This window comes from Chryseobacterium sp. GVT01B, assembly GCF_019970045.1.
GTDB lineage: Bacteria > Bacteroidota > Bacteroidia > Flavobacteriales > Weeksellaceae > Chryseobacterium.
The window spans coordinates 92,578-114,006 of sequence record NZ_JAHXYI010000003.1 but is presented as its reverse complement, the minus strand read 5'-3'; the positions used below and the strand labels follow the sequence as shown (position 1 = coordinate 114,006).

Sequence of the window (21,429 nt, the reverse complement as noted above, 5' to 3'; positions counted from 1 at the left end):
TAAGCCGAAGATTTAAATATTATTTTTCAAATACGGCATAATCCGAAACGTTGAAGTTAAAATCTTTTCCATGACTGAAATCTCTTTTGGTTTTATCAAAAACATTTCTGAATGTTCCGGATACATGTTCGTCTTCAATTGAAAAGTTAACAGCTTCTTTTGACATATTCAAAACAACCAATACTTCGTCGTTTCCATTTTTTCTTACATAAGCCAGAATCTTATCATTGGCTGTAGTGTTGAGAAGATAAGTCGTTACGTTAGAATCTCCTCCTCTCAAGGCCGGATTAGAAGCTTTTAGATCTAATAATGTTTTATAGAAATCAGCAGTCTGGTAAGTATTCGTCCATTTGATAACATCCTTTTCGAAAAACTCAAGTCTTTTCATATTCGGAAGTTCCTGCCCTGAGTAAAGTAGTGGAACACCATTCCATGTTGCAGAGAATACTGCCATAGGTTTTGTGATGACTCCATATTTTTCATATTCGGTTCCGTTCCATGAATTTTCATCGTGGTTTGTGGTGAACCATGCTCTCATTGAAGCATCTCCGATATTGGAATATTGTCTCAGAAGATCTTTTAATTCCTGAAGAGGTTCATTCTTTTTATAGTAATCGGCAGATTTGTGCATCCATTTCCAGGAATAGCTGGCATCGAAAACTTTACCGTATTCAGGGCTTTCCAGCTCATCAAATTCTCCCAGCCAGAAAAGAGGTTTTATTTTTTCCACTTCGGGGCGCGCCTGTTCCCAGAAATCTACTTCTACCCATGAAGCGAGATCACATCTGAAACCATCAATACCAGTTTCCTGCACCCAGAATTTCATGGCATCTATCATAGCCTGACGCATTTCCTGGTTTTTATAATCCAGCTCAATAATATCATCCATTCCGGAAGCAATATGGAATTTTCCATCCGGATCTTTCAGATAAAATTCGGGATGAGCTTTCGTCCATACATGATCCCATCCTGTATGATTGGCTACCCAATCTATAATTACTTTAAATCCCAGTCTATGTGCCTCATTCACCATATCTTTAAAATCCTGCAGCGTCCCGAATTCAGGATTGATAGAAGTATAATCTGAAGCGGCGTAAGGACTTCCCAGACTTCCTTTTTTATTCTGCTGGGCAATGGGTGTAATGGGCATAAACCAAAGGGTTTTTATTCCCATAGATTTCAGGCGGGGCATTTCTTTTGCAAATGCTTTGAAAGTTCCTTCCTGAGTATATTGTCTTATGTTTACTTCGTAGATATTCGTATTATGTTTCCAATCTTTTGGCAGTTCTGTCATTTTCCTGGTATTTTTTCGAGTGGTACAGGAAACAATTCCCAGACCAATTACAGCTAACAAAATTAATTTTTTCATTAAACTATTTTTAACAAAAGTAAGGATTGTTTTTTGGGAAAAGGCAAAATTTACGGACAGATGAACAGACTTTTTGATGGTATCAGTTGGATTTTCATAAAACTCAAACATTATGGGTAAAAACAGCATTCCGTCTTTTAATATAAGTCTTCTTTTACGGTATGAGAATATTTTTTCAAGGTTATAAACTCATCCGAATCTATTGATAACCCTTCTTTTGTGGTCCTCAACCGGAAATCTGGCATCCCAAACCCGTAAGCCGAACCCTAAGACCTTAAAATATACTTTCAAAACCTCAAATGAGGCTGTTTTTAAATAAATCTCTTAGCACTTTTGCAAAAAAAGCCCCGGATTAAAATCCAGGGCCAGTATATTGTGTTGACTATCTTTCGTCATCATTGTCATCTTCATCATCAAAGACATCGTCATTGTAGTCTTCTTCTTCCTCGTCATCGAAGCTGTCGTCTTCATCTGAAAAATTTCCTCCTGAACCAAAGTCTTCATCGAAACCAAATTCATCATCTGCCAAAGGCATTGCTGATTTCTTTTTAGATCCTCCGGCACTTCCGTTTTTGCTAGGGGCCTTTAACGGAACGTTTCCGAATCTGTATACTGTGATAGGATAATTAACCCCTTTCGTTTCTTCAATTACTTCTACAAGTTCACAGAAGAACTCCCAAAGGTCAAGAAGTCCATATTGGAACTGTGCTTTGTCGCCTACACTTTCAAAAGCTTCATCAATGTAAACATCTGACATAATCTCACCATCACCATCATCACTCATATCTTCCAATGGGACACTTTTTACGATTGTTCCGTCATTTTCTAACAGATTAAAAGTAGAAAGCTCATCTCCCTGCAGACTGAATGCACTTTTAATTCCTAAGTGTAAGTTCCATAATGTTTGTTTTCCCTTAACTTCTACATCACGGAAAATATCTTCTTTCGCATCTAATATTACGCGGATTTTGTAAACCATATCAGTTTCTTAAATTACTTTTTTGCCTTTATAATTATGATAAATCTCTGGTGCAAATATATAATAAATGACATGTGACAAAAAAATATTTCAGGATTTTTTAAATTATTTTTTTTCCTTACATTTTGCCGGAATTATTTACTTTTTTCCAGCATAAAACTAAACTTCGTCCCTTCAAGGTATACGCTTTCTACAGTAATATTTTCGTTATGTGCCTCAAGTATATGTTTTACAATGGCTAATCCCAGTCCGGAACCTCCTTCTCTTCTGCTTCTGCTGGTTTCCACACGGTAAAATCTTTCAAATATCCTTGGAAGAATCTCAGACTTGATTCCCATTCCGTTATCTATTACTTCAATCAGCACCTTATTTTTGAGGACACTAGTCTTTACAATCACTTTGGCTTCCTGTCTGTTGGCATAATGGATCGCATTGGAAATAAGATTAATAAAAACCTGAGAAATTTTCTGTTTATCAGCTTCCACAAAAATCTGTGGATGAAGGGTCTGGATCTGTAATGTAGTATTTCGTTTTTCAGCTTCAAGATCAAGCAGATCGAAAATCTCTTTAATGAGAAGGTTGACATCAAATTTTGAAACGGTAAGATTAATTTCGCCTGCTTCCAGTCTGTTGATCATATCCAGATCTTTTACAATGGCAATCAATCTTTCTACAGATATGTCTATTCTTTCCAGATACTTATCTCTTATAGTAAGATTATCTACGCCGCCGTCTCTTAAGGTTTCTACATATCCCTGAATAGAAAACAAAGGCGTTTTCAGTTCGTGAGACACATTACCGATGTATTCTTTACGGTAGCTTTCCATCTCTTTCATCATATCAATTTCTGATACCTGCTGCTGATTGAGATCTGAAAACCTTTCCCCTAATTCTTTGATGGTAATATTTTCATCCTGATTCTGAACAATTTCCTGAGGTAAAAATCCGGATAGACCTTTTACCTGTTTTCTGCTGTAGTAATTGAAAAGAAGTTCCAATACCACACAATTGATCATAAAGATCAGGATAATACAGATGAAAAGACCCGTTTTAAACAAAGGGGTCTTATAATAGATATCTTTCAGTGAATCAAAGACGACCACCAAAAGAAGCATCACCAGTGTCAGCAGACAAGAGGCAACGAGAGTAAGTCTGTAAAATTTCAATTTTACAACGTTTTAATGATTGAACGTAAAGTTAAGATTCTAAAATAATTAAACGATCAGTTTGTAGCCAATCCCTTTTAATGTCTGAATCGTATTGATTCCTAATTTTTCTCTCAACCTTCTGATATGTACATCGATCGTTCTTTCACCAACAATCACATCATTCCCCCAAACCTTTTCAAGAATTTCTTCTCTTTTGAAAACCTTTTCAGTATTGGAAGCCAAAAGGTAAAGCAAGTCAAACTCTTTTTTAGGAAGAAGAAATTGCTGTCCGCTTTTGGAAACTCTGAAATTATCTTTGTCGATAACAAGGTCTCCGATTTCGATTAGTTTTGCATTGTCAGAAACCTGCGAGGTCAGCTGTAATAATGCGTTTACCTTAGAGATAAGGATTTTTGGTTTGATCAGTTTTACGATGTAGTCATTGGCACCCGCCTGAAAACCTGCTAGCTGAGAAAATTCTTCGCTTCTTGCAGAAAGAAACACAATAAGTGTTTTTTGAAGTTCTTTCACTTTACGAAGTTCCTGACAGGTTTCTATACCATCTTTTTCAGGCATCATGACATCTAATAAGATAAGGTCCGGAACAATCTCCTTTGCTTTTTCTATACCTTCATTACCATTAGTAGCCGTATAGATATCATACCCTTCCTTTTCCAAATTGTAAGACAGAATCTCTAAAATGTCCAGTTCATCGTCTATTAAAAGAATTTTTTTGCTCATCTTCTAGTTTAAGAATTCCCACAAAATTAATTATTTCCATTGATTTCATCTATCTGCCAAATGTTAACTAATTATTAAAAAAATACATTTTAACATCAAATTACAAAATCAATAAAAAAATTAAATAATAAATACACATAAATCAAATATACGAAACAAAAATTAAAATTAAAACAAAAAATACAATTATATAAATTAAACATCAATAACTATAAATTTCATTCATGTGTTAATACAAACTTCACAATTAATTAAGATTCTCCTAAAGTTTTCTTAAAAACTTAGCCTTTATTTTGCCCTTGAAAAAGAAGTAAAAGAAGTAAAATGAAAAAACAACTCCACAAGAGCATCATGCTACTTGCCTTGTTTTCTGCTGGCTATGCTTTTGCACAAAGTCAGATTTTGGAAGGTAGGGTATTGGACGAGAAAGATAACACTCCTATAGAAGGAGTAAAGGTAAAAGTAAATGGACAGGAGGCAACGACTGACATTTCCGGATACTACTCTATCAACCTGTCCCCCGGCACCAATTACATTGTAACGGTAAGCTCCAATGGGTATAACAGAAAAGAGATCAGTGAGGTTATTATCAAAAATGAAGGTAATACTCATCTTGATATCGTAATGGACAAGCCCTCTACCAAGGAAAAAGAAATTGAGGGAGTTGTCATAAAATCAAACGCAAGAAAAGAAACCATAGCCTCTACCATCGGACTACAGAAAAATGCCGGTGTAGTTTCTCAGGTTATCGGAGTTGAAGCTATTAAAAGAAGTCCGGACAGAAACACTGGGGAAGTTCTGAAAAGAGTTTCCGGGGTGAGTTTATCTGAAGGAAAATATATTGTAGTAAGAGGTTTATCAGACCGTTATAACCAGGCGATGTTGAATGGTATTCAGTTATCCAGTACGGAGCCTGACAGAAAGACGTTCTCTTTTGACCTTTTCCCGGCTAACGTTATCGAAACCCTTGTTATCAACAAAACTTTCATTCCGGAATATACAGGTGAATGGGGAGGAGCATTGATTCAGGTAAATACAAAGGATATTCCTAATAAAAACTTCTTCAACGTACAGGTAGGTGTAGGAGGAAATACTGCTACTATGGGGCAGGAATTCCATATGCAGAAAGGTGGAAAATGGGACTTTTTAGGAATTGATGACGGTTACAGAAAGCTGCCAACCAATATGCCTGCAAAAAATGCATTCAGTATTTTGGATGAAGGTCAGAAAACCAATATTGGTAAAGGGTTTACAAAGAATTTAGGATACAACAGTATCGGTTATCCTGAAAACTTAAGTTTACAGCTTGACGGAGGTTTCAACACGAAATTATTCGGAAAAGATTTAGGGGTAATTGCTGTTTTAAACTACAGTAACAACAAAAGAAGAACTGAGTCTACCAACCGTTTCTTTACCATCAACGATCAACTTGCTGATACCAACTTCGATTATTTTACAGAAAAATACAGCAATGATATTATCTTAGGGGGAATGTTGAACCTTTCTTTAAAGCTCAACAGCAACAACAAAATCTCCTTAAAGAATATCATCACCAATAATACGGTGAACCATATGTCCTTCAGAACAGGAAAGGATTTTGAATTTGACCCGATTAACGGGACAAACATTATGGCAAGGGAAATAGGTTTTAAAGAAACTACTTTCTACAACTCTACCCTTACCGGTACTCATAAAATAGATGCTCTGGGTGGATTTACCGTAAACTGGTACGGAAGCTTCGGGATCCTGGATCAATATATTCCTTTGCTACAGCGTTTGCAGTATAACCAATACACAAACATAGAAGGAAGCCCTTATTTAGCATTAATTTCTAATGGTCTTTCGCAAAAGTCAGGAAGTGTATTCTATTCTACGCTAAACGATTATTTATATAACGCAGGAGGTGATATCTCTAAAACATTTACATTATTTGGACAAAAACAAACGATCAAAGGAGGTTATTTGTTCCAGGTAAAAGACAGAATCTACAACTCAAGACCTTTCTCTGTAAGACTTGAGAAATTCAACCAGGGATTACTTTCTCAGCCTTTCGAAACGATCTTCAATCCTGAAAACTTCGGAGGTAACGGTGGATTTACATTTGACGAGATTGCAGGAAACCAGTACAGATATATTGCCAATACAATCCTTAACGCTGGGTATTTACAGTTTGACAACAACTTTACACCATGGTTAAGAGCAGTTTGGGGATTAAGAGTTGAAAACTTTGATCAATTGGTAGGAAGCACGAAAAAAAGTGATGACCGTTTTGTTAACACCCGTGTTACAGATTTCTTACCTGCAGTGAACTTAACATTCAAGGTGAATCCTAAAATGAACATCCGTGTTGCAGGTTCACAAACTGTTGTTAGACCTGAATTTAGAGAGGTTTCTCCTTTAGCATATTATGATTTTGATCTTGGAGCTACTGTAATTGGTAACAAATCAATTGAAAGAACTAAAATCACGAGTGCCGATGTTCGTTGGGAATATTATCCAAGAAACGGAGAGATCTTCTCTGTGGCAGCTTTCTATAAAAACTTCAAAAAGCCAATCGAATTATACTTCAACCAATCTGGGGTAGGAACGAGTAATACCTTCAACTACCTTAACGTAGATAAAGCTGATGCTTATGGGGTGGAATTTGAAGTAAGAAAAAAACTTGATTTTGTAAGTGCTCTTAAAAACTTTACACTGGGTGGAAACGTAGCTTTAATTAAAAACAAAGTAACAGACGAAGCTACTAAGATTGACAGACCAATGCAGGGTCAGTCTCCATATACAGTAAACGTAAGTCTTCAGTATGATACTGAAAAATCAGGATGGTCTTCTACAGTATTATTCAATATGATCGGAAGAAGAATCCTTTATGTAGGAAACGATCAGGTACCACCAATCTGGGAAGCGCCAAGACCTCTTTTGGATTTCCAGCTTGCTAAAAAAATCTGGAGCAACAAAGGAGAAATCAAGCTGAATGTTTCAGATATTCTGAACCGTCGTGCTAAATTCTACCATGACCTGAACGACAACGGTAAGTATGACAGCAAAGATGCTCTTGCTATTGAAAGACTTTCGGGAACCAATATCAGTTTAACACTGGGATACAATTTTTAATTCACTCAACAAATAATCTAATAAATAATTTAATTCTTTATAACATGAAAAAGTTCGTTTTATATTCTTTAATGCTTGGCGCTATAGTATCAACTACCGCTTGTAGAAATATAGAAGAAGATGGACCTACCATTATTCAAAATGGAGGCAACGGAAACGGAGAAACTGAAAACCTTATTCTTTCAGGAAAGATCACTTCCAGCATGACGCTTAAAGCTAACAAAATTTATAAGCTAAGAGGACTAGTATATGTAACTAACGGAGCTACTTTAACTATCGAGCCAGGTACAAAGATCGTAGGTGAAGCTGATAAAAACGGAGCTTTGATCATTACAAAAGGAAGTAAAATCATGGCAGAAGGAACTGCTGCCAACCCTATTATCTTCACTTCTGAAAAACCAAGTCCTAAAAGAGGAGACTGGGCAGGTGTAGTAATTTTAGGAAATGCTCCTACTAATGCTTCTTTCGGTGGAGCAAACGGAGTTGGAGAGATTGAAGGAGGAATCAACAACTCTGAAGGTCTTGGACTTTATGGTGGAAACAATGCTGCTGATAACAGTGGTGTATTAAAATATGTAAGAATAGAATATGCAGGATATGCATTCTTACCGGATAAAGAGATCAACGGACTTACGTTCGGTGGTGTAGGTAGCGGAACTACAGTAGATTACGTAGAGGTTGCTTATGCTAATGATGATAGTTTTGAATGGTTCGGAGGAACGGTAAACTGTTCTCACCTTATTTCTTACAAAGGTCTTGATGATGATTTCGATACGGATAACGGTTTCTCAGGAAAGGTACAGTTTGGTATCGCGGTAAGAGATTCTCAGATAGCAGACGTTTCAGGTTCTAACGCATTTGAATCTGATAATGATGCCAACGGTTCTACTTTGACGCCTCAGACATCAGCTACATTCTCTAACATGACGATTATCGGGCCAATCAACTCTGTGGCTCCAGGATCAATCAACGCATTATTCCAGAATGCATTACAGATTAGAAGAAACTCTTCTATCTCTGTATTCAACTCTGTATTTACAGGATTCCCTGTTGGTTTATTCATCGATGCTACAAAAGGTGCTCCAACGGATAACAATATCGTAGGTAACAAATTATTCTTTGAAAACAACGTTTTAGCAGGAATGCAAACTCCTTTAAAATTCGGACCATCTACTTCTACTCCGACAACGTATACATTGAACGATCTTACGACTTGGTTTAATGCTAAAGGAAACACAATCCTTGCTTCTACTGCTGATGTAAAACTTGCCGGTGCATGGGCTCCTGCAGGAACTACACCAAACTTCACTCCTACTGCAGGTTCTCCATTATTAACTGGAGGTGCATTTACTAACCCTAAATTAGCTACTTGGTTTACACAGGTAACTTACAAAGGTGCGGTAAAAGATGCTACAGATACCTGGTATGCTGGATGGACAAACTTCAACTTATAACATTATATAAGTACTTAGATTTAATTTCAAATAGAAGGCCTTCGGAATATTTCCGAGGGCTTTTTTTATTGTTATGTTCAGATAGTATGACTGTCTGTCTAAATCAATATTAAGAGGTGTTCATATTGTATAAACAGAAAAAGCAATATGAACAGTTATTTTTTAAATTGATTATGGGGTTTATTGGTAGGTTTAGGCTAAAGCCGGACGAATGTATTCACATATTAATAAACGGACTAAAGCCCGTTCCTATTGATAAAGCAAAGAAGATATTCTACGACAGATAACAATAATTTGAACAGTTTTTTTCTTATTTACCACGGGTTTATTCTTAGGTTTTGGCTAAAGCCGAACGAATGTATTTATATATTAATAAACGGGCTAAAGCCCGTTCCTATTGATAAAGAAGAACCCCGAAACCCGGATCCCGAAACTCATAACTCATAACTCATAACTCATAACTCATAACTCATAACTCACAATTCATAATTAAAAAAACGCCACCAGGAAAACTCCCGATGGCATTCACAAAAAACAAGTGTATAAAAAATATATATACTTCAATTAATTTCTCCAGAATAAATTCCCATCATTCATCAGGGCTTTTATTTCAGACATTCTGGAAACTGCTTCTGCGGAACATGAAGCGTCTGTAAGAACAATGGCAGCTTCATCACCAGCTTTAGGCCATTGCTGTTTTCCTTTTTCATCCAGGGGAAGAATACTTTGAGTCGCAAACTGCAAAGCTCTTGACAAGGCATATTCTGTAGCATAACCATATAACTCGGCAATCAGATTGGCTTTCTGCAGCATACTTCCTGATCCGAAAGTACTCCAATAGTCCTGTACATTATCATTTCCTATCAACACATTCACCCCATATTTTTTCAAAGTTGGAATAGGCATTACCGTTCCTTTAAAAGGTACAGAAGAAGCAATTCCTACTTTTCCGGCAGCCAGTCTTTCTGAAATCTGTTCTACTTCTTTTGGAGAGAGATGAGCTAATGCAAATGCGTGACTTACAAATGTTTTTCCTTGAAGTGCTGGATTTTCGATCGCTTTATCAATCAGATAATTGATTGTTTTCATTCCGGATTCTCCTGTTTCATGCAGGTGAATATCAATTCCTTTATTATGATCTAAAGCCAGCTGAACAGTAAAATCCATCACTTTTTCAATGCTTCCGTCAATACTTAATGGATCCAATCCACCGATAAATCCTACGCTTTTAAGCTGTGCTGCTTCTTTCATCAATGGAGCTGTTTCTGTATAGTAAACTCCATGTTGCGGGAAAGCAACCAATTCTGCTTTAAAAGAGTCTTTTTTATTTTCAAGAGCCTGCTCAAGATGTTCCAGAGATTTCAGTCCCGAGGTAGGATCAATATTGAAATGCGTTCTTACGAAATGAGTTCCATAATGCTGCTGCAGGCTGATCAGCTGTTCTGCCCTGCTTACGGAAGTTTTCAACAGTTCAGGAATGATTTCCTGCTCATACGCAATCATATCTTTCACTGTTCTTCTTTTTGGAGAAAGAGCCTGCCATGGAAGACCATATAATGTTTTATCCAGATGAATGTGCATATCTCTGAATGCAGGAAGCATCAGATATCCTTTAGCATCAATCGCTTTGGAAGCAGGATCATTAGCTTTTACTGCTTTTATTTTTCCGTCTTCAATTTCAATACTGAAAAGGTCAGTTGTTGTTCCGGTTACCTCTTCATTTTCGTATTCAAAACCTGTTTCCAGGCGGACATTTTTAAGGGAATATTTTCCTTTTGCAGTTAATTGATAGGGAAATTGCATGATTTAAAATTTTAACAATACAAAATTAAGCCGGCTTAAGGGGAAAACCGGTGTATCAATTATGTCTTGTTTTGTACAGATTATTCTTTGAATTGGGAAGGTGTCATTCCCGTCTGTGATTTAAAGAATTTGGAAAAACTTGCATGATCGTAGAAACCAAGATCATAAACAATATCTTTTACTGACATTTCAGAAACTTTTAAAAGCCTTTTAGCTTCCAATAAAATACGGTTCTGAATAAGAGATGAAGCCGAAGCATTGAGATTTTTCTTGCACACAATATTCAGATAGTTGGCAGAAATATTGAGTTTATCTGCATAAAAAGAAACCGATCTTTCTGTTTTGAAATGTTCATCAATAAGATGGAGAAACTTTGAGATAATTGGGTTCGAGTTATAGACTTCAAAATCTTTAAAAGCTCCTTCCACAGATTTGCTTACCAGCAGACCAATCAATTCACTTCTTTTTTGAATGAGTTCCCAGAATATCTTTTCGGCATTCAGCTCTTTCTGGATTTCCTGGAATTCATAAAGAAATGTGGCAAAAACTTCCGGGGAAAGATTGATAACCGGATGATTCTGATAATAAGAGGCAGAGAACCTTAATGACGGCAGAAAACTTTCAAACCAGTCTCTGCTTATCATCAACTGATAACCTATAGTTTCTTTTTCAATCACCCATTGATGCACCTGATCCGGAAAAACAAGATGAATCTGATAGTCTTTTACCTGATATTCTGTAAAATCTATGGTATGTGAGCCAACTCCGTGCTCAAAAAGATTGATGATAAAAAAATCATGCTTATGGGGATCATCAATGGAGCGTGCCCCGTAAAGTTCATTAAACAGCAGATTACAGCCGTTCAGCTGATTCTCACTAAATTCCTGAATTCCTAAAATTGGAAAATGATCCGTATGATAGCCCACTCTACCTGATTTTCTCCTAAAATTACTAAAATTTGTGAGAAAAAACTAAAATAACCACAAACGGGACAAAACCTTTACCTACACCACTTCTACTTCAGTTTCTCTCTGCATTCAGTGGCTGTTTCTGAAAAATTTCAATAAATTTCCAGGCTTTACTGTAAAACGTTTATACCCTTTGTGGTTAAAAAAACACAACTAAATTATATATATAAATTTGTAAACAATTATATCGCTGGGTCTAAAAGACAACATTTCCATCATACACCAATGATTCCACTTCTGAAATTCTTGATACGGCTTCTGCTGAACAGCTTGCATTGATGAGTACAAAGTCTGCCTTATCTCCGGATTTCGGCCATTGCTGAGTTCCTTTATCATCCAGCGGAAGAATATTTCCTGTTGCCAGTTTTAAGCTTCTTGATAATAAAAATTCTGTTGAATATCCGTACAATTGAGCCATTAAATTGGCTTTCTGAAGTACACTTCCTGTCCCAAAAGTATTCCAGTGATCTATGATGCTGTCATTTCCTGTAAGAACGGTTACATTGTGTTTGTACAGCGTTGGTATTGGCATGATCAGCCTTCCGAAAGGGATTGTAGAGACAATTCCGATTTGGGCTTCTGCTAATTTTTCGGCGATTTCTTCCTGTTTTACGGCTTCCAGTTTAGCCAGAATAAAACAGTGGCTTAAGTATGTTTTTCCTTTCAGAGAAGGGTTTTCATTTACTTTTTTAATAAGATATTCAACGGTCTTTAATCCTGAATCTCCGGTTTCATGCAGGTGAATATCTATTCCTTTTTTATTGTCCAAAGCCAGCTGAACAGTGAAATCTACCACTTTTTCAATATCTCCGTCTATGTTAAACGGGTCTACTCCTCCGATGAAATCAATATCCATCTTCGCTGCTTCTTTCAGATAAGGTACGGAATCTGTATAGAAAACGCCATGCTGCGGGAATGCTACCAGCTCGGCTCCGAAACTTTTCTTTTTATTTTCTAAAGCTTTCTGCAGATTTTTTAATGACTGAAGTTTTGAAGTGGGTTCAATATTCACATGACTTCTTGCATACGAAGTTCCTTTTGACTGTAACAGTTCGATCAGTTTCTCCGCCTTGAAGGTTGAATTCTTCAGCATATCAGGAAGCATTTTCTGCTCCAACTCTATCATTCCTTTAATTCCTCCGGTTCTTTTTCTAACGGCTTGCCATTGATCTCCATAAAAAGTTTTATCCAGGTGAATGTGCATATCCTTGAATGCAGGAAGCATCAATAATCCTTTTGCATCTACCGCTTTAGCATTAGGCTGATTCGGAGCAATCTTTGTAATTTTTCCGTTTTCAACCTCCACATAGAACAGATCTGTCTTGGTAGAAGCCACTTCACCATCATGATATTCAAACCCTGTTTCCAGACGAACATTTTTAAGACTCATTTTTCCTTTTGTCAAGCTATTATTTTCATCCATAAAAGGTGATGCAGTCATGATATTAGGTATTAAAGTTAATCCCGCTACAGCCAAAGCTGAATTTCGGATAAAATCTTTGCGGGACATATTATTGTCTGAGGTCTTCATTTCCAATCTATTTATGACAAAATTAAAAAGAAGTGTTCTGATCAAAGTGTATGGTTTATTACAAAATCTGTATGATTTATGCTTTGTGTTGATAAGGTATTAAATTCCCAACTTTTCTTTACTACAATAAGAAAGATATCAACCACAATTATCATTCCGTTGGAATCTAATTATGTTGCTGATTCTGTTGAGACTCCTACGGAGTGACAAACTTTGCGGATATTTTTAGACGTAAAAAACACTTACGATTTATACAAAATGTTTACAGTATCCTTGTCCATTCCGTAGGAATCTAATTATGCTGCTTACTCTGTTGAGACTCCTACGGAGTGACAAACTTTGCGGATAACTTTGATTGCGTAGAGTTTTTTATTGATCTGCAGACTTTCCAATTCAAATCATTCTGCATAAAAAAACCGGATCTAAAAATCCGGTCTCATTATTATTTATTGGAATATTCAAATTTTCTTACTGCTTCCAGTGTCATATCAATTTCTTTATCCTTGATGGCATCACTGATGAAGTACGTTTCGTATCCACTTGGTGGTAAATACACCCCATTCTGCAGCATCTGGTGGAAGAAGTTATTAAACAATGAATGGTTAGCTTCCTGAGCCTCATCAAAGTTTGAAACCCTGTTGATATGGAAGAAAACAGACATCATAGAACCTTTTCTGTTGATTTTATGAGCAATTCCTTTTTCGTTTAAAATTTTTCCGATTTCAAAATCCAATGTTTCTGTTGTTTTATGCAATCTGTTGAAAAATTCAGGATCATTTTTAATAAGCTGAAGAGTTTTTAATCCGGCTCTCATTGCTAAAGGATTTCCACTTAATGTTCCTGCCTGATATACTCCTCCTTTTGGAGCCAGGTGATCCATAATTTCATTTCTTCCTGCAAAAGCTCCTACCGGAAGCCCCCCACCAATTACTTTTCCGTAAGTTACTAAGTCTGCCTTTACATTGAAAAGCTCCTGAGCACCACCAAAAGCCAATCTGAAACCGGTCATTACCTCATCGAAAATTAATAATGCTCCGTTTTCATCACAGATCTTTCTCAGGTTTTGTAAGAAGTTGTTTTCCGGCAGTACACATCCCATATTTCCTGCAACCGGCTCTATAATCACCGCTGCAATTTCGCCCTGATTGTGACGGAAAAGATCTTCTACCTGTTCAAAATCGTTATAGCGTGCTAATAATGTATCTTTCGCAGTACCAGCTGTTACTCCCGGAGAATTTGGATTTCCGAATGTAGCAGCACCACTTCCGGCTTTAATAAGGAATGAATCTGAATGTCCATGATAGCAACCTTCAAATTTTACGATCTTATCTCTTCCTGTGTATCCTCTGGCTAGTCTTACTGCACTCATACATGCTTCTGTTCCTGAAGAAACCATTCTGATCTGGTCAATATTCGGGACGTTATCAATAATGAATTTTGCAATTTCCGTTTCCAGTTCTGTAGGAGCTCCGAAAGAGAATCCTTTCTCTGCCTGGATCTTCAGCTCTTCCAGTACTTCAGGATGTGTATGTCCTAAAATGGCCGGGCCCCATGAATTGATATAATCGATGTAAATATTGTCATCTGCATCGGTAAGGTAAGCACCTTTTGCGGATTTCATAAAAACAGGAACACCTCCTACGGATTTGAATGCTCTCACCGGAGAGTTTACTCCTCCCGGAATGTATTTGTAGGCTTCATCAAACAAAGCCGAACTTCTCTGATACTTCATATATACTTAGTTGTTGTTGACAGTTGCTGGTTGGCATGTAACTGTCAACGGTAAACTCTCAACAAAAAAATTAAATTAGTTTCGTGGTTTTTTGTCTATTAAATAAATCAGCTGTCCTGCAGAGGGCTGTTGTCCTTCATCCATTCTGTTTTTAGCGTAAAGTTTATTTAATTTGATTCCGAATTTCTGAGCAATATCATGCATATCTTCTCCGGATTCGGCTTTATAAGTAGCTGTATTTCCTGTAGAATTTTTTGATTCAAGGAAAACAATATCATTTTTCTTTAAGGTTTCACCTTCCAGTTCATTCCACTTTATCAGTCTGCTTTCGCTGACTTTGAATTTATTGGCAATGAATTTCACATCAGTATCTTCAGGAATTACGATATATTTCAGACCGTCATTCGGGTGGCTTTTGATAAGAATGGAATTAAGAATTTCAGCTTTCGTTTTAATTCTTTCCACTCTTTTTTGCTGTTGTGCGTAAGAAGTCTGTTTGTAAGGAACTTCTACAGTAACCGGGTCTTTAGCTTTTTTAAATCCTTTTGAAGGCTCCAGTTGTGCCATGAAAGTTCTGTCATCTTTCAGATCCGGATACATTTTAAGTACGGCATACAGTACCTCATTTGAACTGGTATTGTCAAATTCATAGAGCCTGTACTTTTCAATTTTGGTAATAAGAATTGAAGCATAACGTGGGTTGGTAGCATAGCCTGCTTTTTTTAAACCTGTAGCCCATGCTCTGTAATCCCTCATGTCCAGCTTGAAAAGGTTTGCGTAATATTTTCTTGTGGATAAAAATATAGAATGGTCTTCATAAGACTGTCTTGGATCATCATACACACGGAAGCATTCGTTAGGTGCATCATCGGTATGTTTCATCGTTCTACCGGTCCAGTCTTCTTTACATTTTATACCGAAGTGGTTTTTACCTTCCTGTGCTAATCTGCTTTGCCCTCCTCCGGTTTCTAACAACCCTTGTGCAAGCGTAATAGAAGCCGGAATCTTATATTTTTCCATTTCTTCTACGGCATATTTAGCAAACTTCTGAATATACTGATCTTCGGTTGCCCAGGTCTGGGCAGAAAATTTTGATAAAACTAAAAGGCTTATGGATAGGAAAAGTCTTTTCATCTTATATTTTTTATTGTTTTAAAATGAAAGATGGAACACTAAGTGTTTCATGTTTTTCAATTTTACTTATATAATTAAATTTCTATTCTGTTTTTCTAAAAGCAGATTAGCGCCCTCAATTCCCTGTAATCCACCAGTATGAAAGCATAAAATGCTGCTGTTTTCAGGAAAATAATCATCTTCAATCAGTTCAAAAACTTTCTCCATCATTTTTCCTGTATATATCGGTTCTAAAGGAATACCATATTTTTCTTTGAAATCATTGATAAAACGAATGTTTTCATCATTTATTTTACCGTAACCTCCAAAACATGAATCTATTAGATTAAAATTATGTCTTAAAGTTAATTCAAAAATTTTATTTTCCAGTGAAGTATCATTAACCACGTTAAATCCTATAACTTTCTGATTGTCTTCACTAAATTTTGAAATTCCTGCAATGGTTCCTCCGGTTCCAACTGCGGTGCAAAGATAGTCAAAATCTTTTGTTTGTTCATTGAGCATCATTTTCACCCCTTCCACAGCCTCTTCATTGGTCCCTCCTTCAGGTACTATTAAAGCCTCGGGAAACTCCTGATGAAGGAATTCTGTCAGTTTTTCTTTATGACGGTATTCTTCACGAGTGACAAATTTCAGGTTCATGCCATTTCTTTTGGCGAAAAGTAAAGTAGGATTATCCCTCCACTTATGCTGCAGTTCTTCTCCTCTGATGATTCCCAATGTTGGAATACCAGCCAGATTTCCTACTGCTGAGACCGCAGCGATATGGTTGGAAAAGGCTCCGCCAAAAGTAATAATATAGGATTTCTCCGGATTTTTTTCCAGATAGTGGTTCACATTGTAAAACAGTTTCCAGTATTTATTGCCTGAAATCTGTGGATGAATCTGATCTTCCCTTTTAATGAAAAGTTTTACATTTTTATGAATGGGAATTTCCTGAATGGAAACAGGTTCTGTGGGAAGTTGTAATAGCATTTCAGTTTTTAGCAGCTCAAGGTTTATTCTTTACAAAAATAGGAAAAGATTTAGTGTTGTGAGGGTTTTCTTTGCTCCCAAAGATAACGCAGATTTTCACAGATGTCTTTTTTTGATTTTATATATGAACTGTTTAATTGTAAGTTTTGGCTAAAGCCGAATGAATTTGGAGTTATTTGATAAACGGACTAAAGCCCGTTCCTATTGAATATTAAATGTTGAATATAGAGAATATTGAAGTTAGAATCTAAAAATATAAAATTCCAAAACCAAGCTTCCAAAACCCGAATCCCGAATCCCGAAACTCATCATTCATCATTTCAAAGGTATTTCCTGAAGTTCCAGAATTTTCTTTTTTGCAGATAGTTCAGGTTATTTTCATTCGCGTATGCTTCTCTTTCAAAGGAGATTCTTCTATAAGCCAGATAACCGTTTTTCAGTTTGAAGACCCAGTAATAATATTCAATAACATAAAAAATATAGAAGAAAATGATAAGCATTTCCAGCTGTTGGCGTAAATGGATTTTTTCGTGATTGATCAATACATTATTTTCCTTATCTTCGGGTTTCCTAATGAAGATAAAGGGAAAGAGAGCAATGCCATTAATTTTTAATTTTTTTAAAGGCTTTTGGCATACAATTATCATAGTAACAAATATAAAAAGTTTTTTGACTAGCATTTAACTTATGGCCCATTATGACATCAAAGAAGGTGAAGACTTCTACTATAATGAACAGGGGTACAAGGTTTTTACAGAAAAATTTCATCTGAAAAGAGGTTATTGCTGTAAAAGCGGCTGCAGGCACTGTCCTTACGGGTACGATAAAAAGACTGATACATTCATTAAAAATGATAAAAAAAATAAATAAAATGAAAAAATATATTTTTATTTTGTTGGCATCTGCTACTTTAGGATTAACTTCTTGTAGCCCTTTTCAGGTACGTTCAGATTATGCTGAAACCGCCAATTTCAATTCTTTCAAAACGTATAAAATAAGAATTGATGATCTAAAATTGAATGATATTGATAAAGACAGAGTCCTGAATGAACTGTCGAGACAGCTTCAAAGCAAAGGGCTTCAATCCGGAGAAAATCCTGATTTGATTATCAATGTAAAAGCTAACCATAAAAAGGTTACGGATATCAATTCTTCTTCACCTTACGGAATGTGGGGATGGGGCGGACCATTCGGATGGGGAGTTGGAATGAGCAGAACATGGACCTCAAATTATAATGAAGGTGCACTGATTGTAGACCTTATTGATGCAAAAACCAACAAATTGGTTTGGCAGGGTATCGGAAGCGGAATTTCTGTAGATTCTCCAAAAGCGAAACAGAGACAGATTCCGGAAATCATGGCTGAGATTATGAAAAATTATCCGCCACAAAGAAAATAAATTTAAGTCATCCATTATATAAGCCAGTATTTTTGTACTGGCTTTTTTTATGGGTAATTATTCCGCTTTTCCATAGATAACACAGATTTTTACAAAAAACATTTTAATTTTTAAGTTTGGCTAAAGCCAAAAGGAAACGTTTTATTTTAAACCGGGCTAAAGCCCGTCCCTATTGAATATTGAAATTCATTACCCGGATCCAAACCTACAACCTCCGAAACACGAATCCCGAACCTCAAAGCTCGAATCCCGAAACCAAAACCTAGTCATTCACAACTTCTTACATGCAGTACATTTAAAATTAACGCTTACTTAATTTTTTATTCACAAAAATGTGTTATTCTTGCTTAAACTTAATATTATATGAAAAAAGTTATTTTATTTTCTCTATTTGCGGGACTTGCCTACGCTCAGGCACCTGCAGGATACTACAATTCTGCCAACGGGTTGAGTGGCGCAGCATTGAAAACGGAATTAAGCAGTATTATCACCAACGGACATATGGACAAAGGTTATAGTGGACTGTGGACTGCTTACAAAACCACTGATATTGATAAGGATTATGAAAATGATGGTTCTATCCTTGATATCTATTCTGAAAAGCCTTTAGGTGCAGATCCTTATAAGTACACTCCGGGAACCAACCAGTGTGGAACTTATTCTACGGAAGGAAATTGTTACAACAGAGAACACATTGTTCCTCAAAGTCTTTTCAATCAAGCTTCTCCGATGGTTGCTGATATTCATTTTATCAGAGCTACAGATGGAAAAGTAAACGGAATGAGAAGTAATTATCCTTTCGGAAAGGTAGGAAGTGCTTCGTTTACTTCACAGAATGGATCAAAGCTTGGAACGTCAGCTTCTTCAGGATATTCGGGGACGGTTTTCGAGCCGATTGATGAGTTTAAAGGTGATGTGGCGCGTATGATTTTCTATTTTGTAACCCGTTACCAGAGTAAACTTTCTACTTTCTCATCAGGAAACATGTTAGGAAGTTCTACATTCCCGGGATTGCAGACATGGGAACTGAATGTTCTTCTGGCATGGCATAATCAGGATCCGGTTTCTCAGGCTGAGATCAAAAGAAATAATGCTTCTTATACTTTCCAGGGGAACAGAAATCCATTTATTGATAACCCGAATTATGTAAATCTTATCTGGGGTTCTCAGCAGCCTTCAGGTGATACTCAGGCTCCGACCACAGCAACAGGGCTTAATGTTTCAGGAAAGACTTCCAACAGTATTTCTCTTGCGTGGAATGCCTCTACGGATAATGTAGGAGTAACAGCTTACAATGTTTACATGGACGGAAATCTGGCCACTACAGTAAGTTCAACTTCAACGACTATTTCAGGACTTGCTCCTTCTACTACGTACAGCTTCTATGTTGTAGCGAAGGATGCGGCAGGAAATTCGTCATCAAACAGTTCTGTAGTTTCCGGTACTACCAATTCAGGAGGCACCACTCCAGCGACTAATTGTGCTAATGAAACTTTTGAAACCATTCCTGCGGCCAACTCTACTTACACAACGAGAACATGGAGCAATGGAGGAATCTCATGGACAGCAACGGATGCAAGAACTGATCAGACTATTAACAATAAAGCTATTACGGTAAGAAACGGTTCTTTAACTTCCGGTACTTCTGCAAACGGTATTGGTTCTTTAACTGTAACTACACAGCTTAAATTCTCAGGAACGAATGATACTTTTGATGTAAAAGTAAACGGAACAAGTGTAGGAACTATTCCTTACAGTACTTCATCTACAACGACTACCATCAGCAATATCAATATTTCCGGAAATGTAGTGGTAAGCCTGGTTAACAATTCTTCAAGTAACAGGGTTGCTATTGATGATCTTGCCTGGACATGTTATCCGGGAACATCTGCAAGAATGGCACAAGCTACAGCTTTGGAAACTTCAGCAAAGAGTTTTAAAATTTCTCCTAACCCAATTACTAATCAGGAGATTTTTGTAAAAGGAGATCTTCAGAAAGTTAAAAAAGCTGAAATTTATAATCTTCAGGGGAAAGTTCTTCAGACGATTGATCAGCCTTTCAGAGATGGAAATTCTATCAAAACAAGAAATCTTGGTCAGGGAATTTACATTTTGAAACTGGATCAGACCACGATGCAGTTTTTGGTAAAATAATTCAGATATCAACTTCATATAAAATGCCGGTCTCAAAAAGACCGGCATTTCTTATTTTTAAAGCTTGACAGATTTTGTAATTGAATGGATTTTTTAACGCAAAAATTTTATCTTACTGATTTACACATTTTTTTAGAGAGTAAAGAAGGATAAACAAGCTGATTAATAAAGCAAATGTTATAGAGATATTTTATCCAGATCCGGGTATCCAGATCCTTTTAAAAGGTCTTTCCATTCTTTATTTTTGAAAACGAAAAGATTACAGCGGTATTCGTCAGGTCTGTTGTCTATTTTGGTTTCGCAGTAGTAATAGAGCATATCTTTGTTTCTCCATATAGCCACTTCCTGCCTTAGTTTATTTTGAGTCTGGATGATCTCATTATCTTTAACTTCTGATTCAAAACCTTCATGTATGGTATCAAAACTAGGTTTTTGAAGTGTTTTGTTTAAGTTATCCAGAAGGGCTGTTTTTTCCTGTTCTGTATAAATATCAAGCTGATACATTCCCAATTCGTCTTCTTTTTCATTGGCAAGAGGACCAATTTCCTGATCTACTTTTCCAAAATGTAAAATTACTTTATTGGTATTTTTATTATTCTTTCCCTCCAGATCTATTCCATTGAAGTGTAATAGTTCTTTTGATGAAAAAGCAAGTTTTTCATTTCCGATAAGGGTCACTTCACTGGTACGTACTGCTTCTTTGGCTGTTGCTCCGGCAGATTTTAAAATTTCATTAATGTTTTGCCCGGTTTTAAGTTGAGCAAGATTAAATGGTTCCGTCTGAGTACTTCCCTTCATTTCAAGCACCAATTCAGTATCTTTATTTTTCTGCTGGTTGCATGATATAAGCCCCAGGCAGATTACTGGTATTAATACATATTTCAATTTTTTCATAATGTTAGTGTTAGTACCTGATTATAAGAATACA

General features: G+C 36.4%; 17 protein-coding genes. 5 read left to right on the top strand and 12 right to left on the bottom strand.

Going from position 1 to position 21,429, the window contains the following annotated elements; translation table 11 throughout:
- Positions 1-19: 19 nt before the first annotated feature.
- The 4 genes from LC457_RS07275 to LC457_RS07260 all read right to left on the bottom strand — a co-directional run bounded on the left by LC457_RS07275 (position 20) and on the right by LC457_RS07260 (position 4,237).
- Positions 20-1,369, bottom strand: coding sequence for an alpha-amylase family glycosyl hydrolase (locus tag LC457_RS07275; protein ID WP_223599249.1), 1,350 nt, complete (start codon positions 1,367-1,369; stop codon positions 20-22).
- A gap of 382 nt (positions 1,370-1,751) precedes the next feature.
- On the bottom strand, positions 1,752-2,348 hold the full coding sequence (locus tag LC457_RS07270; protein WP_223599248.1) for a plasmid pRiA4b ORF-3 family protein: 597 nt from the start codon (positions 2,346-2,348) through the stop codon (positions 1,752-1,754).
- 134 nt (positions 2,349-2,482) lie between these two features.
- Complete coding sequence (locus LC457_RS07265) at positions 2,483-3,514, bottom strand: cell wall metabolism sensor histidine kinase WalK (protein WP_223599247.1); 1,032 nt, start codon at positions 3,512-3,514, stop codon at positions 2,483-2,485.
- 48 nt (positions 3,515-3,562) lie between these two features.
- On the bottom strand, positions 3,563-4,237 hold the full coding sequence (locus LC457_RS07260; RefSeq protein ID WP_002977493.1) for a response regulator: 675 nt from the start codon (positions 4,235-4,237) through the stop codon (positions 3,563-3,565).
- 324 nt (positions 4,238-4,561) lie between these two features.
- Between LC457_RS07260 and LC457_RS07255 the strand changes: the two genes are divergently transcribed.
- On the top strand, positions 4,562-7,351 hold the full coding sequence (locus tag LC457_RS07255; RefSeq protein WP_223599246.1) for a TonB-dependent receptor: 2,790 nt from the start codon (positions 4,562-4,564) through the stop codon (positions 7,349-7,351).
- A gap of 44 nt (positions 7,352-7,395) precedes the next feature.
- Positions 7,396-8,805: a hypothetical protein gene (locus LC457_RS07250; protein WP_223599245.1), complete on the top strand. Its 1,410-nt coding sequence runs from the start codon at positions 7,396-7,398 to the stop codon at positions 8,803-8,805.
- 564 nt (positions 8,806-9,369) lie between these two features.
- Here the strand turns inward: LC457_RS07250 and LC457_RS07245 are convergent.
- From LC457_RS07245 to LC457_RS07215, 7 genes are all read right to left on the bottom strand, one after another.
- Positions 9,370-10,608, bottom strand: coding sequence for an amidohydrolase (locus tag LC457_RS07245; protein ID WP_223599244.1), 1,239 nt, complete (start codon positions 10,606-10,608; stop codon positions 9,370-9,372).
- Between the two features lie 80 nt (positions 10,609-10,688).
- Positions 10,689-11,534 (bottom strand): AraC family transcriptional regulator, encoded by an 846-nt coding sequence (locus LC457_RS07240; protein WP_223599243.1) that lies wholly within the window; start codon positions 11,532-11,534, stop codon positions 10,689-10,691.
- A gap of 238 nt (positions 11,535-11,772) precedes the next feature.
- Positions 11,773-13,107: an amidohydrolase gene (locus LC457_RS07235; protein ID WP_223599242.1), complete on the bottom strand. Its 1,335-nt coding sequence runs from the start codon at positions 13,105-13,107 to the stop codon at positions 11,773-11,775.
- A gap of 442 nt (positions 13,108-13,549) precedes the next feature.
- Positions 13,550-14,839, bottom strand: coding sequence for a glutamate-1-semialdehyde 2,1-aminomutase (gene hemL / locus LC457_RS07230; protein ID WP_223599241.1), 1,290 nt, complete (start codon positions 14,837-14,839; stop codon positions 13,550-13,552).
- Between the two features lie 75 nt (positions 14,840-14,914).
- Positions 14,915-15,973 carry a glucosaminidase domain-containing protein gene (locus tag LC457_RS07225; RefSeq protein WP_223599240.1) on the bottom strand — a complete coding sequence of 353 codons (1,059 nt, stop codon included), beginning with the start codon at positions 15,971-15,973 and terminating at the stop codon, positions 14,915-14,917.
- Between the two features lie 66 nt (positions 15,974-16,039).
- On the bottom strand, positions 16,040-16,948 hold the full coding sequence (locus tag LC457_RS07220) for a 1-aminocyclopropane-1-carboxylate deaminase/D-cysteine desulfhydrase (RefSeq protein WP_223599239.1): 909 nt from the start codon (positions 16,946-16,948) through the stop codon (positions 16,040-16,042).
- A 320-nt stretch (positions 16,949-17,268) separates the two neighbouring features.
- Positions 17,269-17,595, bottom strand: coding sequence for a hypothetical protein (locus tag LC457_RS07215; protein ID WP_223599238.1), 327 nt, complete (start codon positions 17,593-17,595; stop codon positions 17,269-17,271).
- 40 nt (positions 17,596-17,635) lie between these two features.
- Between LC457_RS07215 and LC457_RS07210 the strand changes: the two genes are divergently transcribed.
- From LC457_RS07210 to LC457_RS07200, 3 genes are all read left to right on the top strand, one after another.
- The gene (locus LC457_RS07210; RefSeq protein ID WP_007842321.1) at positions 17,636-17,818 is read left to right on the top strand and encodes a DUF5522 domain-containing protein; all 183 of its coding nucleotides are present in this window, start codon (positions 17,636-17,638) and stop codon (positions 17,816-17,818) included.
- A 1-nt stretch (position 17,819) separates the two neighbouring features.
- A complete protein-coding gene (locus LC457_RS07205; RefSeq protein ID WP_047420971.1) occupies positions 17,820-18,347 on the top strand; it encodes a DUF4136 domain-containing protein in 528 nt (175 codons plus the stop codon).
- Between the two features lie 363 nt (positions 18,348-18,710).
- Entirely contained in the window at positions 18,711-20,501 is a 1,791-nt protein-coding gene (locus tag LC457_RS07200; RefSeq protein WP_223599237.1) for an endonuclease, read from the top strand.
- Between the two features lie 177 nt (positions 20,502-20,678).
- Here LC457_RS07200 and LC457_RS07195 read toward each other — a convergent pair whose 3' ends face one another.
- Positions 20,679-21,395, bottom strand: coding sequence for a hypothetical protein (locus LC457_RS07195; RefSeq protein WP_223599236.1), 717 nt, complete (start codon positions 21,393-21,395; stop codon positions 20,679-20,681).
- Positions 21,396-21,429 lie beyond the last annotated feature (34 nt).

Excerpts from the sequence above, each read along its gene's own strand:
- LC457_RS07275 (WP_223599249.1), bottom strand. The coding sequence starts at position 1,369 with ATGAAAAAATTAATTTTGTTAGCTGTAATTGGTCTGGGAATTGTTTCC.
- LC457_RS07270 (WP_223599248.1), bottom strand. The coding sequence starts at position 2,348 with ATGGTTTACAAAATCCGCGTAATATTAGATGCGAAAGAAGATATTTTC.
- LC457_RS07260 (WP_002977493.1), bottom strand. The coding sequence starts at position 4,237 with ATGAGCAAAAAAATTCTTTTAATAGACGATGAACTGGACATTTTAGAG.
- LC457_RS07255 (WP_223599246.1), top strand. The coding sequence starts at position 4,562 with ATGAAAAAACAACTCCACAAGAGCATCATGCTACTTGCCTTGTTTTCT.
- LC457_RS07250 (WP_223599245.1), top strand. The coding sequence starts at position 7,396 with ATGAAAAAGTTCGTTTTATATTCTTTAATGCTTGGCGCTATAGTATCA.
- LC457_RS07245 (WP_223599244.1), bottom strand. The coding sequence starts at position 10,608 with ATGCAATTTCCCTATCAATTAACTGCAAAAGGAAAATATTCCCTTAAA.
- LC457_RS07235 (WP_223599242.1), bottom strand. The coding sequence starts at position 13,107 with ATGAAGACCTCAGACAATAATATGTCCCGCAAAGATTTTATCCGAAAT.
- hemL (WP_223599241.1), bottom strand. The coding sequence starts at position 14,839 with ATGAAGTATCAGAGAAGTTCGGCTTTGTTTGATGAAGCCTACAAATAC.
- LC457_RS07225 (WP_223599240.1), bottom strand. The coding sequence starts at position 15,973 with ATGAAAAGACTTTTCCTATCCATAAGCCTTTTAGTTTTATCAAAATTT.
- LC457_RS07220 (WP_223599239.1), bottom strand. The coding sequence starts at position 16,948 with ATGCTATTACAACTTCCCACAGAACCTGTTTCCATTCAGGAAATTCCC.
- LC457_RS07215 (WP_223599238.1), bottom strand. The coding sequence starts at position 17,595 with ATGATAATTGTATGCCAAAAGCCTTTAAAAAAATTAAAAATTAATGGC.
- LC457_RS07210 (WP_007842321.1), top strand. The coding sequence starts at position 17,636 with ATGGCCCATTATGACATCAAAGAAGGTGAAGACTTCTACTATAATGAA.
- LC457_RS07205 (WP_047420971.1), top strand. The coding sequence starts at position 17,820 with ATGAAAAAATATATTTTTATTTTGTTGGCATCTGCTACTTTAGGATTA.
- LC457_RS07200 (WP_223599237.1), top strand. The coding sequence starts at position 18,711 with ATGAAAAAAGTTATTTTATTTTCTCTATTTGCGGGACTTGCCTACGCT.
- LC457_RS07195 (WP_223599236.1), bottom strand. The coding sequence starts at position 21,395 with ATGAAAAAATTGAAATATGTATTAATACCAGTAATCTGCCTGGGGCTT.